Source organism: Deltaproteobacteria bacterium, assembly GCA_016875395.1.
GTDB lineage: Bacteria > Myxococcota_A > UBA9160 > UBA9160 > UBA6930 > VGRF01.
In genome coordinates this window covers 1-14428 of the sequence record VGRF01000035.1, presented here as the reverse complement: position 1 = coordinate 14428, position 14428 = coordinate 1, and the positions used below count along the sequence as shown (strand labels likewise).

Annotated in this window: 15 protein-coding genes; 4 read left to right on the top strand and 11 right to left on the bottom strand. The window is 70.0% G+C overall.

Annotated features, from left to right (window positions below):
• Nucleotides 1-18 precede the first annotated feature (18 nt).
• From FJ091_19650 to FJ091_19640, 3 genes are all read right to left on the bottom strand, one after another.
• A complete protein-coding gene (locus FJ091_19650; GenBank protein ID MBM4385571.1) occupies nucleotides 19-1161 on the bottom strand; it encodes an acyl-CoA dehydrogenase family protein in 1143 nt (380 codons plus the stop codon).
• A gap of 253 nt (nucleotides 1162-1414) precedes the next feature.
• Nucleotides 1415-2131, bottom strand: a complete 717-nt coding sequence (locus tag FJ091_19645) for a hypothetical protein (protein MBM4385570.1) — start codon at nucleotides 2129-2131, stop codon at nucleotides 1415-1417.
• 6 nt (nucleotides 2132-2137) lie between these two features.
• Complete coding sequence (locus FJ091_19640) at nucleotides 2138-3040, bottom strand: MBL fold metallo-hydrolase (protein MBM4385569.1); 903 nt, start codon at nucleotides 3038-3040, stop codon at nucleotides 2138-2140.
• Nucleotides 3041-3158: 118 nt separating this feature from the next.
• On the opposite strand from FJ091_19640, the gene FJ091_19635 reads away from it, so the two are divergent.
• Nucleotides 3159-4157 carry an acyl-CoA/acyl-ACP dehydrogenase gene (locus FJ091_19635; protein ID MBM4385568.1) on the top strand — a complete coding sequence of 333 codons (999 nt, stop codon included), beginning with the start codon at nucleotides 3159-3161 and terminating at the stop codon, nucleotides 4155-4157.
• Between the two features lie 90 nt (nucleotides 4158-4247).
• A complete protein-coding gene (locus FJ091_19630) occupies nucleotides 4248-5450 on the top strand; it encodes an acyl-CoA dehydrogenase family protein (protein MBM4385567.1) in 1203 nt (400 codons plus the stop codon).
• A 76-nt stretch (nucleotides 5451-5526) separates the two neighbouring features.
• Here FJ091_19630 and FJ091_19625 read toward each other — a convergent pair whose 3' ends face one another.
• Nucleotides 5527-5928: a VOC family protein gene (locus tag FJ091_19625; protein ID MBM4385566.1), complete on the bottom strand. Its 402-nt coding sequence runs from the start codon at nucleotides 5926-5928 to the stop codon at nucleotides 5527-5529.
• A gap of 51 nt (nucleotides 5929-5979) precedes the next feature.
• On the opposite strand from FJ091_19625, the gene FJ091_19620 reads away from it, so the two are divergent.
• Together FJ091_19620 and FJ091_19615 are read left to right on the top strand one after the other, a co-directional pair.
• The gene (locus tag FJ091_19620; protein MBM4385565.1) at nucleotides 5980-6504 is read left to right on the top strand and encodes a TlpA family protein disulfide reductase; all 525 of its coding nucleotides are present in this window, start codon (nucleotides 5980-5982) and stop codon (nucleotides 6502-6504) included.
• Between the two features lie 14 nt (nucleotides 6505-6518).
• A complete protein-coding gene (locus FJ091_19615; GenBank protein MBM4385564.1) occupies nucleotides 6519-7610 on the top strand; it encodes a GHMP kinase in 1092 nt (363 codons plus the stop codon).
• Here FJ091_19615 and FJ091_19610 read toward each other — a convergent pair.
• The 7 genes from FJ091_19610 to FJ091_19580 all read right to left on the bottom strand — a co-directional run.
• Nucleotides 7607-8458, bottom strand: a complete 852-nt coding sequence (locus tag FJ091_19610; GenBank protein ID MBM4385563.1) for a TIGR03619 family F420-dependent LLM class oxidoreductase — start codon at nucleotides 8456-8458, stop codon at nucleotides 7607-7609. The two genes, FJ091_19615 and FJ091_19610, sit on opposite strands and share 4 nt — an antisense overlap.
• Nucleotides 8455-9534: a nitronate monooxygenase gene (locus FJ091_19605; protein ID MBM4385562.1), complete on the bottom strand. Its 1080-nt coding sequence runs from the start codon at nucleotides 9532-9534 to the stop codon at nucleotides 8455-8457. Before FJ091_19605 ends, FJ091_19610 begins: the two co-directional genes overlap by 4 nt.
• Nucleotides 9535-9588: 54 nt before the next feature.
• Nucleotides 9589-10782, bottom strand: a complete 1194-nt coding sequence (locus tag FJ091_19600; protein MBM4385561.1) for a CoA transferase — start codon at nucleotides 10780-10782, stop codon at nucleotides 9589-9591.
• A gap of 27 nt (nucleotides 10783-10809) precedes the next feature.
• Nucleotides 10810-12012 (bottom strand): CoA transferase, encoded by a 1203-nt coding sequence (locus FJ091_19595; GenBank protein ID MBM4385560.1) that lies wholly within the window; start codon nucleotides 12010-12012, stop codon nucleotides 10810-10812.
• A gap of 64 nt (nucleotides 12013-12076) precedes the next feature.
• A complete protein-coding gene (locus tag FJ091_19590) occupies nucleotides 12077-12670 on the bottom strand; it encodes a nitroreductase family protein (protein MBM4385559.1) in 594 nt (197 codons plus the stop codon).
• A gap of 130 nt (nucleotides 12671-12800) precedes the next feature.
• Complete coding sequence (locus FJ091_19585) at nucleotides 12801-14114, bottom strand: cytochrome P450 (GenBank protein ID MBM4385558.1); 1314 nt, start codon at nucleotides 14112-14114, stop codon at nucleotides 12801-12803.
• Nucleotides 14111-14428: cyclase family protein (locus FJ091_19580; protein MBM4385557.1), on the bottom strand; the 318-nt coding region annotated here is incomplete at its 5' end. The genes FJ091_19585 and FJ091_19580, both read right to left, overlap by 4 nt.

Below are 14428 nucleotides of genomic sequence, written 5' to 3'. Positions count from 1 at the left end.
CAGGTCGCGCTCGCGCGCTTACTCGAGCCCCATCCGGCGCGCGATGATCACTTTCATGATCTCGTTGCTGCCGGCGTAAATCGACTGCACCGCGGCGTCGCAGTAGTCCTGCGAGATCGGCGTCTCGCGCATGAAGCCGTAGCCGCCGAACAGCTGCAGGCACTCGGCCGCGGCCTTCTTCTGCAGGTCGGAGCACCAGAACTTCGCCATCGACACCTCCTTCACGATGTCGTCGCCGCGCACGTGCGCGGCGAGCAAGCGGTCGGTGAAGGCTTGGCCGATCTCGTACTCCGTCTCCAGCTCGGCCAGCTTGAACTGCGTGTTCTGGAACGACGCGATCGACTTGCCGAACGCGCGGCGCTCCTTCACGTACGCGATCGTGTCGTCGAGCGAGCGGCGCACGCTCGCCATCGAGCCGATCGCGATGCAGAGCCGCTCCTGCTGCAGCTTCTGCATCAGCATCTTGAAGCCGCCGCCTTCCTGGCCCAACAAGTTCGCCGCCGGCACGCGGCAGTCCTCGAACGCCATCTCACTCGTGTCCTGCCCTTCGAGGCCGATCTTCTCGAGGTTGCGCCCGCGCCGGAAGCCCGGCGTGTCCGTCTCGACGAGGATCAAGCTGATGCCGTCGTGGCGCCTCGTGGGATCCGTCTTCGCCACCACGATCACGAGGTCGCAGTTCTGCCCATTCGAGATGAACGTCTTCGAGCCGTTCAGCACGTAGTGGTCGCCCTGGCGCAGCGCGAGCGTCTGCACCGCGGCGAGATCGGAGCCCGCGCCGGGCTCGGTCATCGCGATCGCGACGAGGCACTCGCCCGCGATCGCGGGCACGAGCCACTTCCGCTTCTGCGCCTCGGTCCCGAACGACGCGAGGTACGGCAGGCAGATGTCCGTGTGCAGCGAGGCCTGCAGCGCGTGGCAGCGGAAGTAAGCGAGCTCCTCCATCACGATCGCGTCGTAGAGAAAGTCGCCGCCGGCGCCGCCGTACTCGGTGGCCTGATTCGCGCCGAGGTAGCCCTCCTCGCCCATGCGCTTCCAAATCGCGCGCGGCGTGATGCCGTCGCGATTCCATTGCGGCGCGAACGGCTCGACTTCGGCCTTCACGAAGCGACGGAACTGATCGCGAAAGAGGTCGTGGTCCTCGCTGAAGATCTCGCGGCGCATGGCGTCTCCTCGGAAGCCGGGCACGGTAGCCGCTCAAAGTTGCAACTTCGCTCGGCTGCGAAGACCGCGCTTCGCTGACGCACTCGACTTCAGCATCGCGCGCGGCGATCACCGCGCGCTCAGCGCGAGCGGCTTCGTGCTCCGCGCAGCGCGAAGACGCGCCGGCCGCGATCCGCGGGCCGTCGCTGTTCTCGCTCGCTTGTTATGGGGCGGGCGCGCTGCTCTTCCTGCGCTTCGGGCGCGGCCGCCGCGCTCAGCAGTCGCCGAGGTCGTCGCACAGGCGCGTGCGCACCACGCGCTTCCACTCGCGGTAGCCGGCGTCGTTCAGATGCTGGCCGTCGAACAGGAACACGTCGCCGCGCGGCTTGCCGTCTTCGAGCAGCGGGGTCGCAACGTCCACGTAGGCGAGGCGCGCGTCGCTCTTGCAATGCCGCTCGATCAGCTCGTTCGCGCGCTTCATCTCGGGCCAGCGAGCCCAGTAGCGCTTGGTCGGCTTGATCGAGAGGAAGTACACGCGCGCGCCAGGGGCGTAGGCGTGAATCGTCGCCGCCAGGGTTGCGAAGTCGCGGGCCACGTCTTCCGCAGTCTTCCCGGTGGCGACGTGCAGGTCGTTTCCGCCCGCATAGACGACGACTGCGCGCGGCAGGTAGCGCACCACCGTCTCGTCCACGTAGTGAATGAGATGAGACAGCTGTGAGCCGCCAAACCCGCGATTCAGAACGGGAAGTGGCGCCATGTCCTCGGCGAGGGTCGACCACAGCCGGATGCTCGAGCTGCCCACGAACACGATCGGCGCGTCGGGCGGCGGCGTCGCGGCGTCCTGCGCTGCGAACGCGGCGATCTCATCGGCGAAGAACGCGGGGTCTTCGGCGAGCTTCGCATAGACATGCGGCAGCGCGATCACTGCGAGGCCAGCCAGGACGACGAGCGCGGCGAGAGTGCCCGCGATCCACTTCACGCGCGTGGTCATCGGCGGCTACTGCGCGCTCAGGCTCATCCAGACGAGCGTGACGACCTGGTCGGACTTCAGGAAGCCGTCGCCCCACTCCGCGTCGAGATCCGCGAGCGGCTTCGAGGCGACGAACTCCTCCATCGATTTGCCCGATGCGATGCCGGCCTCCACGCGGCCACGCACGTCCACGAGCATGTCGCGAAAAGTCTTCAGCTCGGCGGGACCCGCGAGAGGACCGTGACCCGGGATGATGCGCGTCTCGGGCGTCGCGGCCGCCAGCACGCGATTCGCCGAAGCGATCAGTCCCTCGATCCCGCCGCCGCTCTCGACATCGACGAACGGGAAGAACCCATTCACGAAGGTGTCGCCCATGTGCACCACGTTCGCGTTCGTGAACCAGATGTGCGCGTCGCCGTCCGTGTGCGCGTTCGCGGTGTGCTGCACGCGAATCGTCTCGCCGTTCCAGTGCAGCGTCACGCCGTCCGCGAACGTGACGACCGGCAGCGCGTTCTTCGGATGGGGCGGCAGCTTGAAGTCGGGGCGCAGCGAAGACACCTGCTCGCGCGAGAGGCGCACGCGCACGTTGTCGTGCGCGACGATCAGCGCGCCGGCGCCGCCGAACGCCTCGTTGCCGCCGGTGTGGTCGAAGTGGTGGTGCGTGTTGATCACGAAGCGAATCGGCGCGCTCTGCAGCGCCTTCACCGCCGCCGTGATCTTTGGCGCGAGCGGCGCGAACTGATCGTCCACGATCACGGGCCCGTCTTCGCCGGTGGAGACCGCGATGTTCCCGCCGGCGCCTTCGAGCATCGCGAGGCTCGGCGTGAGCACCGTGGTCTTGATCTCGACCTTCGAGAAGTCTTGCTGCTGCGCGTGCGCAGCCGCGGTGAGGGCAAAGGCCACGAGCAGCCCGAGCGAGCGCGAGTGCATGCGATCTCCTTGGCGCAGATCGCGCGCAGCTTGGCACAGCGCCTCCACGTTCCGACCACGCACGGATTTTTGAAACAGGTTTCAGTACCTTGGCGCGCCTGCGAGCGAAGGAAGCGCGATGGATTTCGCACTGACGGAAGAGCAGGAGCTGCTGCAGGAGACCGTGCGCAGCTTCGTCGAGAAGGAGTGCCCGGCTGCGCTCGCCCGCGAGATCTTCGACGGCAACGGCGAGGCGGCGGCAAAGCTGTGGCAAGGGCTCGTCGGTGTCGGCATCGCGGGGCTCGTCGTGCCCGAAAAGTTCGGCGGCGCGGGCCTCGAGCTGCTCGAGCTCGCTCTCGTCTCCGAAGAGCTCGGCCGCGGCGTGGTGCCGGTGCCCTTCCTCGGTCACGCGCTCGCGACCCTCGCGATCGCGAGTGGCGGGAGCGACGCGCAGCAGGCGCGCTGGCTGCCGAAGCTCGCGAGCGGCGAGGCGCTGGCGAGCGTCGCGCTCGGCGGCGCGATTCCGAATGCAGACGCGGCCGACGTGATCGTGGCGGCGCGACCGGACGGCACGCTCGCGCTGGTCGAGAAGAGCGCCGCCGGCGCCCTAACAGCTCTGAACGCGAACGATCGCGGCCGCCCGATCTTCCGCGCGAGCTTCGCGGCCAACGCGGGCGAGGCCCTGCCCCGCGGCGACTTCGCGCGCCTGCGCGACGCCGCGCTCGTGCTGCTCGCGGCCGACGCGTTCGGCGCAGCGCATCGGCTCGTGCGAATGACGGTCGACTACTGCAAGACGCGCCAGCAGTTCGGGCAGTCGATCGCGCAGTTCCAGGCGTTGAAGCACCAGCTCGCGAACATGGCGGTCGAGGTCGACCCGGTGCGCGGGCTCTGGTGGTACGCGGCGCACGCGTACGACCACGAGCCGGCGCGCGCCGCGCGCGCCGCCGCGCTCGCGAAGGCGCACGTGACCGACCGCGCGATGCAGGCTGCGCGCGATGCGGTCGAAGCGCACGGCGGCATCGGCTTCACCTGGGAGTGCGACGTGCAGCTCTGGTTCAAGCGCATCCTGTTCGACCGCCAGTGGCTCGGCACGCCGGAAGAGCACCGCGAGCGCATCGCACAGATGAGTGGGTGGTAACGAGATCAGCAATTCGCCCGGCAAGCGACCGAGCGCGGCACGGCCGCGCAGGCCGCGCGCAGTGAGCCGAAGGCGAACGGAGTCAACGAGATGGACCTCACGTTCGGGCCCGAGTACGAAGAGCTCCGCAAGCGGGTCGAGGCGTTCTGCAAGCAGAGCTGGCCGAAGAGCGGCGGCACCGAGCGCGAGCAGGCGATCGCTTGGCGCAAGGAAGCGATCGCTGCGGGCTTTCTGAGTCGCACGGTGCCGAAGCAGTACGGCGGCGGCGGGCAGCGGCCCGACATCCTCGCGGAGACGGTGATTCGCCAAGCGTTCGCGGCGGCCGGCGTGCCGTATCGCGCCTCGGTGCAAGGCACGCACATGCTCGTGCCGACGCTGCTCGAGGTCGGCAGCGAGGAGCAGCGCCAGACCTACATCGCGAAGACGCTCACCGGCGAGCTCAACTGGTGTCAGGGCTACAGCGAGCCCGGCTCGGGCAGCGACCTCGCGTCGCTGAAGTCGAGCGCGCGCCTCGAGGGCGATGAGTGGGTGATCAACGGCCAGAAGATCTGGACGAGCAACGCCACGGTGGCGGACATGATGTTCGGGCTGTTCCGCACCGAGCCCGACGCGCCCAAGCACGGCGGCATCTCGTACTTGTTATTGGACATGCGAACGCCCGGCATCGACGTGCGACCGCTCAAGATGATGCAAGGCGGCGAGGACTTCTGTGAGGTCTTCTTCGACGACGTGCGCACGCCCGCGAAGAACATCGTGGGCAAGCGCGGCGAAGGCTGGAGCGTCTCGCGCGCGACGCTGAAGCACGAGCGCATGCTGATCGGCGACAGCGGCGGTGCGAAGCAGTTGTTCGAGGGCCTGCTCGGCCTCGCGCGCCGCACGACGCGGAACGGCCAGCCCGCGACTAAGGATCCGCTCGTGCGCCAGCGCCTCGCCGAGATCGAGGGCTACCTCGCGGCGCAGGAGTACGCCGGCGCGCGCATGATCACGGCGATCGCGAAGGGCCGCGACGCGAGCGTGATCGGCGAGATGCTCACCGCGAAGCTCTACGCGACGAACATCGGGCAGATGCTCGCGAAGCTCGCGATGGACCTGCTCGGCGAGCGCGGCCTCGAGGAGCCTCGCCATGGCGAGGCCGACATGGGCTACCGCGACTTCACCGATGGCCGCTGGGTCTCGCAGTACATGATGTCGCTCAGCACCGCGATCGCCGGCGGCGCCAGCAACATCCAGCGCAACATCATCGGCGAGCGCCTGCTCGGGCTGCCGCGCGACAAGATGCCGGCCGGGCACTGACCCACGGGACGTGCAACGGGGACGTAGGTGCATCTCGCCTGAGCGCGTTGAGATGCACGTACGTCCCCGTTGCACCTCACTCCGTCGACAGCAACTCCAGCAAGTTGCCGTCGCGGTCGCGGAAGTAGATCGATTCGCCGCGCATGCCATCGGCTGCGGGGCGCGGCGCGGGGCCTTCTTCGATCTCGATGCCGAACGCGCTCACGTGCGCGATCGCGTCGCTGAGCGGGCCGTCCCAGCGGAAGCAGATGTCGACCGCGCCGGGCGTCGGCTTCTCCGCGTGCGGCTTCGCCGGCGCAGCGGCTGCGTGCACGCTGAGGCGGTTCGCGCCGATCTGAAGGATCACGACGGGGATTTTTCCCGCGCGCCACTCGGCGAGGTACATCGGGTTCGCGCCGAGCACGCGCGAGTACCAGGACACGGTGGACTCGACGTCGCTCACCGTGATCGCCACGTGATCGATTCCGCGGATCGGCATCGCGCGACGGTAGTCGCGCGTGTGCGAGGATGCGCGAGCCGCGGAGGAAAAATGCGCCGCACGCTCGCTGCGATCGCACTCGCCCTGCTCTGCGCGGCGCCCGCGTCCGCGCGCGAAGTCGGCGAGAAGCTCGCGCCCGACCTCGTGCTCGGCGTCGACCGCGCGGGTCAGCCCGTCACGGCGGGAAGCTTCTCAGGCAAGCCCGTGCTGATCATGTTCTGGGCGACGTGGTGCAGCGACTGCGCGCACGAGCTGCCCGTCGCGGAGGCGCTGCAGAAGCGCTGGGGCGAACGCGCGGTGGTGCTCGGCATCAGCACGGACGCGAGCGCGCGCGACCTTAAGAAGTACCTGCGCAAGAACGCGCACAAGCTCACGTTCGCCGTGAGCCACGACAGGAGCGGCGTCGCGCGCAGCTTCGGCGTGCGCGAGATCCCGACGAACTTGCTCGTGGATGCGAGCGGCGTGGTGCGCTGGAAGCGCGTGGGCTTCGACGAGAAGTGGCTGAAGGAGCTGGCCGAGGCGCTGCGCGAGCTCACGCCGCAGCAGGCTGGCGAGAGCGCGGCCGCCGGCTCGTGAGCGCCTGACGACGCGTGGCGAACGGCGCCGAGATCTTCGTGCCGTGGCGGCTCTGCCTGCTCGGGGAGCACTCCGATTGGGCCGCGACCCATCGCCGCACGCATCCCGATATTCCGCGCGGCGCGTGTCTCGTGACCGGCACGAATCACGGCCTCGCGGCGGCTGCGGAGCGCAGCGACGCGCTCGTGATCGAGACCGAGCTGGCGGACGGCTCGTGCCCCGCGCCCTTTCGCGTCGACGCGGCGCCGACTGCGCTCGAGGGCGCTGCGCGCGAGCGCGGCTTTTTCAGCTACGCGGCCGGCACCGCGGCGGTGGTCGCCGAGCGCTACGCCGTGCGCGGCCTCGCGCTGCGCATTCGCAGCAGCCTGCCCGTCGGCCGCGGGCTCTCCTCGTCCGCCGCGATCTGCGTGCTCGTCGCGCGCGCCTACTCGCGCGCGTACGAGCTCGGCCTCACGGAGCGCGATGAGATGGAGCTCGCTTATCAGGGTGAGCGCCGCGCGCGCTCGGAGTGCGGGCGCATGGACCAGATCTGCGCGTTCGGACGCCGCGCGAGCCTGCTCGCGTTCGACGGGGACGACATGGAGATCGAGCCGATCGCCACGCGCACGCCGATCCCGCTGCTCGTCGTGGACCTGCGCGCCGGCAAGGACACGCGCCGGATCCTCGCGGACCTGAACGCGTGCTTCCCCGCAGCGCCCGGCCGCGTCGCCGCGAACGTGCGCGACGCCCTCGGCGCGAAGAACCTCGCGCTCGTCGCGAACGCGCGTGGTGCGATCGAAGCGGGCGATGCCGCCCAGCTCGGCGCACTCATGCGCGAGGCCATGGCGCTCTTCGACGCGCAGATCGCGCCCGCCAGCGCCGAGCTCGCGGCCCCGAAGCTCCACGCGGTGCTCGCCCACGACGCGGTGCGCGCGCTCGCGCATGGCGGCAAAGGCGTCGGCAGCGGCGGCGACGGCTCCGCGCAGCTCGTAGCGCGGGGCGAAGCGGAGCGCGCGCAGCTTGCCGCGCGACTCGAGCGCGATCTCGGCGTCGCGTGTCTGCCGCTCGACCTCGGAGCTCCTGCGGTCGCGGCACCGGCCGCGCACCGCGCGCGAACGCCCAGCTAGAAGACCGCCTCCGCGAGCCGGCGCAAGCCGTCCGCCGCATCCCGCGTGCGCTTCCACGGCGCCACGATCACGCGCGTCACGCCCGCCTCGCCCCAGCGCGCGAGGTCGTCGCGCGAAGTGACTTCGCCCATCACCGTGATCTCGAACGGCTCGTGCCAGCGCTCGTAGCGATCGCGCACGGCGGCGATCGTCGCGAGCGGCGCGCGCACCGACGCGAGTGTGTGCGCCATGCCGATCCAGCCGTCCGCATCGCGCGCCGCGTGCGTCAGCGCTGCCTCGCTCTCGCCGCCGACGTGGATGCGCGGCCACGGCTTCTGCGCCGGCTTCGGCTCGAACAGCACCGGCGCGAACGAGTAGAACTCGCCGTGATGCTCGATCTCGCGCTCGCTCCACAGGCGCTTGCACACCGCCAGCGCCTCATCGAGCCGCCGTCCCCGCGTGCGCGGATCGAGCCCCGCCGCGTCCCACTCGCTGCGCAGCCAGCCCGCGCCAATTCCGATGTCCGCGCGACCGTTCGACACGATGTCGAGCGTCGCGATCGAGCGCGCCGCCACGAACGGGTGCCGAATCCCTAACAAATAGACGTTCGTGCCGAGCCGAATGCGCGACGTCTTCGCCGCGAGAAAGCTGAGCCACGCGAAGGCGTCGTACACCGGCGTGTGCGCCGGCACCGGCGGGTGCTCCGCGCCGGGGTACGGCGAGCCGGACATCGTGGCGGGGAACACGAGATGCTCCGGCATCCACACCGACTCGAAGCCGAGGCGCTCGGCCTCGAGCGTCACGTCGAGATGCGCACTCGGATTGAGCGCGCCGAGGGAGACGCCGAGCTTCGGGAGCGCGTCGCTCACGCCCGCACGAATCTCGCCGCGTCCTCGAGCGCCTGCTCTGCGCCCTCCACGAGATCGCGCAGCACTTCGCGCGCGGGGCGGATGGAGCTGATCATGCCGATGCCCTGGCCTGCGAAGCCCGGCGCGATGTCGCCGCGGCCTTGCTGGAACGCCGCCGCTTGTACCGGTCCGCTAACCGCGCCCTGATAAGGCATCGGCAGCGGCTCGATGCCGGCGTCGACCCAGGCCTGCGTCCACTTCGACTTGATGTACCGCGCGGGCTTGCCGGTCACGGAGCGCGTGATCGTGGTGCCTTCTTCGCTCGACTCGACGATCGCCTTCTTCTGGAACTCCTCGATGTTCGCCTCGTGCGTGGCGAGGAACGCGCTGCCGACCCACACGCCCTGCGCGCCGAGCATCATCGCCGCCGCGACGCCGCGGCCGTCCACGATGCCGCCCGCTCCCAACACGGGGATGTCGCCCACGGCGTCCACCACCTGCGGGATCAGCGCCATCGTGCCGACGGGGCTGTTATGGCCGCCCGCGTCGTGACCCTGCGCGACGATCACGTCGACGCCGCTCGCGGCGACCTTGCGCGCGTGCCGCACCGCGCCGACGACCGCCATCACCTTCGTCCCGTTGCGATGCAACGCCTCGATGAAGGGGCCGGGGTCGCCGAGGCCCGCGGCGTACACCGGCACCTTCTCCTCGATCACGACGCGCATCTGCGCCTCGAACAGATCGTTCGAAAAGCCACCGCGCATCGCCGGTCGCTCTACGGGCTTCAGCCCTTCCCGCTCCATGAACTCGCGCGCGAACTCGAGGTACTCGGGCAGCAGCTCCTGCGGCGACTTCCCCTTAGCCGCGGGCTTGTTGAACGTGCCGCGGCGCACGGACGCGGGCAGCAGCGTGTCCACGCCGAACGGCTTGCTCGTGAGCTTGCGCGTGCGCGCGATCCACTCGCGCAGCTCGCTCTCGCTGCAGGCCGCAGCGCCGAGGATGCCGAGGCCGCCCGCGTTCGAGACGGCGGCCGCGAGCTCGGGGGCGGAGGCGCCGCCCATGCCGGCCAGCACGATCGGCACGTCGATGCCGAACAGCTCACAGATCGGAGAATGCAGCTTGGCCACGGATCACCTCGGTCGCAGGAGTTGTTACGGAATCACGCCCTCGGCGCGCAGCTTCGCCTGCGCGCCGTCGTCGATGCCGAGCTCGCGCAGCACCTCGGCCGTGTGCTCGCCGTGCAGCGGAGGCAGGCGGCGCACCTCCTGCGGCGTCTCGCTGAAGCGCGCGACGGGCCGCGGCATGCGCAGCTTGCCCGCGCTCGGGTGCTCGGCCTCGAACCACGAGTCGTTGTGCACGATCTGCGGGTCGACGAGCATTTCCTCGATCGAGTTCACCGGCCCGACCGGCACCTGCTCCGCCGCCATGCGCGCGATCAGCTCGCGCGTCGGCCACTTCGCGATCTCCTCGAGGATCATGCCGCCGAGCAGCTCGCGGTTCTCGGCCTTCGAGCGCTCCTGCGGCGTGGCGAAGCGCGGGTCCGTGCACCACTCGGGTTTGCCGAGCGCACGGAACAGCCCGTGGAACTCGGACTCGCTCGCGGTGAAGTAGATCAGGTACCCGTCTGCGGTTTGATAGATGCGATAGATGTCGTAGAGCACGGGCAGCTGGCGCTCGGCCTCGCCGACGAGCGTGTGCTTCATCATCCCGTCGGGCCAGAAGAAGAAGAGCGACGCGTCGATCATCGGCACCTGGATGTGCTGGCCGCCCGCCGTTCCGCGCAGGCGCGCGAACAGCGCCGCGGTGATCGCCTGCGCCGCGGTCCACGAGGTGGACTTGTCGGCGACGATGTTGCGCACGAGGTCCGGGATCGGAACGTCGGGGTTCTTCTGGATCGCGACGTGGCCCGTAATGCCTTGGATGATCGGGTCGTACACGCGGCGGTCGCTGTACGGGCCCGTCGGGCCATAGCCGCTCACCGAGCAGTAGATGAGGCGCGGGTTGATCTTGCGGAGATCCTCCCAACCGAGACCTAATCGCTCGGCCGCGCCGGGCCGCCAGTTCTGCACGAACACGTCGGCGTCCGCGACGAGCTTCAGCAGGATCTCGCGGCCCTCGAGTTTCGTGAGGTCGAGCACGATGCAGCGCTTGTTGCGGTTCACGTTGGTGAAGAACGCCGCGAGGCCGCCGCGGTAGTAGGGCCCGACGCGCATCAGGTCGCCGTAGCCGGGCGGCTCGACCTTGATCACTTCCGCGCCCTGATCCGCGAGGATCATCACCGCGAACGGACCGGACACGATCTGTGAGCAGTCGACGATCTTGATGCCTGCCAGCGGTCCAGCCATTTCGCGTGCTCCCGAGAGCGCGCGAGCTTATCGCGGCGCGCTGGCGAGCTTCACGGCGCCGCGCGCTGCGAGCGCCTCGATCTGCGCGTCGTCGTAGCCCGCCTCGCGCAGCAGCTCGCGCGTGTGCTCGCCGTGCAGCGGCGGGCGGCGCGCAATCGCGCCGGGTGTCTCGGAGAGCTTCACCGGCAAGCCCGTCGTGTGGAACGTGCCGAGCTCGGGATGCGGGAGCGCGACGTGCATCTCGCGCGCCGCGACCTGCGGATCCGCGAACACCTCGGCGAGCCCGAGCACGGGGCCCGCAGGCACGCCGGCCGCGTTGAGCAGCTCCACCCAGTGCGCGACGTCGCGGCTCGCGAGCGCAGCCTCGATCTCGCCCGTCAGCGCATCGCGATTGCGCACGCGCGCGGGCGAGGCGGCGAAGCGCTCATCGCGCAGCCATGCCTCGCGACCCAGCGCGCGCGCGAGCTTCTCCCACATCGCGTCGTTGCCCGCGGCGATGTTCATGAAACCGTCTCGCGCGCGGAATCTCCCGTAGGGCGACGAGAGCGGGTGGTGCTGGCCCGCGGGACCGGGGCTCACGCCGCTCTCGAAGAACTGGCCCGCCGCCCAGGTGAGAACGCCCAGCGTGGCTTCGAGCAGCGAAGTCTCGACGAGCTGCCCGCGGCCCGTGCGCTCTCGTGCAAGCAACGCAAGCTGGATGCCGTGCGCCGCGAACGTGCCCGCGAGCAGGTCCGAGATCGCGACGCCGCTGCGCGTCGGCCCGCTCTCGCGCGTGCCGGTGATCGACATGAGTCCGCTCATGCCCTGCGCGATCTGGTCGAAGCCTGGCCGGCGCGCATACGGACCCGTCGCGCCGAAGCCCGAGATGCTGCACACGACGAGGCGCGGGTGGCGCGCGATCAGCTCGTTCGGCGGGAAGCCGAGCGCCGCGAGCACGCCGGGGCGGAAGTTCTCGACGAGCACGTCGGCGCGCGCGATCAGGCGCCCCAACACCTCGCGTGCCTCGGGCTTCGCGATGTCGAGCGCGAGCGCGCGCTTACCGCGGTTCGCGGAGAGAAAGAAGTACGCGTCGCGCGTGGCGCCGGGCGTGCGGAACTCGCGTCCGCGCGGCGACTCGACGCGCACCACGTCGGCCCCGTAGTCGGCAAGCAACTGCGTGCAGAACGGCCCCGCGAGGTAGCGCGTTAGGTCCACGACGCGGATGCCGGCGAGAGGCGCGCTCACGGCCAACTCGGCGGAGCCGCATCCCCGGCTTCCGACACGCGAGGTTCGAGTCCGGCGCGCGTCGGGCGCGTCACCACTTCTCCCAGTGCACGACCTCGCTCACGGGCTTGCGCGCGACCGGGCCGAACGGGCGGTCCGGGTAGCCGAGCGCGATGCACACGCCGATCGAGACGTCGCTCGGCAGATTCATCGCGGCGCGCATCTCGGCTTCGGCTGCGAGCTGGAACGTGGTGAACGTGCTGCCGAGGCCGAGCGCGCGCGCCGCCACGATCAGGTTCTGCGCCGCGGGATAGAGCGCGGCGAGCATCATCTGCTCCGTGCCGGCGCCGGGCGGATACACCTTGCGCCCGCACACGAACACCCACACCGGCACGTCCTCGAAGCTGCGCAGCAGGTGCTGCGCGCCGCCGAGCATGCGACCGACCATGCCGGGCGGCGCGGGCATCGCCTGCACCATCGGCAGCATCCGCTCGCGCAGCACCGGCCCGATGCGCTCTTTCGTCGCGCGGTCGCTGACGACGACGAAGTCCCAGCCCTGCGAGTTGCCCGGGCTCGACGCGCGCGTCGCCGCGTAGATCACGCGCTCGATCAGCGCGCGCGGCACCGGGTCGGGCTTCAAGTATCGAATCGCCCGCGTGGTCTCCATCGCTTCGATCACGTCCACGGTCCGCTCCCTCGTCAGGTCGGGCACAGGTAGCGCGCTAGTTCTGCGCCGCGCTGCCTCGGTGGTGGAACGCGCGCGCCATCGGGGTGTCGAGCCCGAGCTGGCCTCGCGCCTGCGAGCGACCTCGGGCCTACCGCCGCGTCAGCCTCACCGGGACTTGCGTGTCCGGGCCCATTCCGAGGTTGTACCGGCGGAGCTTCGGTCGGCGCGAGGTCACGGGCGCGAGGTCGCAGGCGGTCACGACGGTCGCGATCACGCAGCGAAGCTCGAGCGTTGCGAGTGCCCATCCCAAACACAAACGGTGGCCCGCGCCGAACGGCAGAAACTCATGCGACTCATACGGCCGGCGCAGGAACCGCGCCGGGTCGAACTGTTGTGGAGACGGATAGAGGTCGGCGTCTTTGTGTACTGCCGGTATCGCGATGAAAACGTTCGTACCCGGCTCCAGCTCAACCTCGCCCACTGCGACCTTCTCGGAGCCCACGGTGCGCACGGCCTCGGTCGCAACGGGGAACACACGCAGCGCCTCTTTGCATACCGCGTCCAGCAGAGGCGTCTTCGCAGCGAGCCTCTTCGGAGTGCCTTCGTCGCCGAGTTCCTCACGCAGCTCGCTCGCGATCTTCGGATCTCGCGCGAGCGCGTCCAGCGCGCACGCGGCGACCATCGCGGTCGTGTCGTGGCCGGCGACGAGCATCGTCACGAGGTGGTCGCGCAACTGTTCCGCGGGCTCGCGCGGATTGCGCTGGACGAGCCGCGACAGAAGCCCCCCATCCGTCGCGGGCTCAGCTGTGCGCACGCGCTCCAAGAGGAACGCGTCGCGCGCACTGCGAAGAGCCTCGAAGCGGCGCCATGCCGGTAGCCAGCTGCGCTGGAGCGCTGGCAAGAACAGGAGGCGCGCCGGTGCGTCGTCGAGCGGCGCCCGCAACACACTCCGACTGCGAGCAAGCTCCTCATCCGAGATGGGATCGAGCAGCGCGTGCAACATCACCTCGAGCGTGATGTCGCGCATTGCTGGCAGGAGGTCGACGACTCCGGTGGTCGACCCTGCGAGGGTCCACCGTTGCACGGTTCTCCACATCATCTCTAGCAGGCCGCCAAGCCGCTCCCCGATGATCGCCGGTCCCAACAACTGCCGCGCGCGCCGATGTCGGTCTCCGGCGAGGAGGAAGACCGACTCGCTCCCGAGCACTGCGCTCAGGGCTTCGCGCCCAATTGCTGGCTCAGCGAAGCATCGGGGGTCGAGGGCCAACAGCTCGCGTACCGATTCGGCGTCGGCGAGCACGAGGTTCCAGCCGGGCTTGTTCGATGGGAGTCTGAAGCGCGGCCCGAAACGAGCGCGCATCGTGATGTGCGCATCGGCAGGATCGGAGAGCCATCGATACGCCCAGTAGGCACCGTCGGCGGCCCAGAGTGTTGGCCCCGGGACATCCTCGAGCCGCTTCAAAGCACCGCCACCGGATTCACCGGGCTCCCCGTCCCGCGCTCGACGCGCAGCGGCGCGACGGTCAGTTGAAACTCCCAGCGCTGCTCGCGCGCGCACGCCGCCATCAGCGTGTCGAGGCGCAGGTTGTCGAGCAGATGCACGCCCATCGCGACGAGCGTGCATTGATGCACCGGGATGGGCCAGCTCGGGATGCCGAGGCCGGGCAGCGCATCGGAGATGCCGTCGCAGCCGAGCACCGCGATGTCGCGCTCGCGCAGCCACGGCACGCACTCGGCGTGCAGGCCCGCGACGCCGTCGTGCTGCGCGCTCCAGGG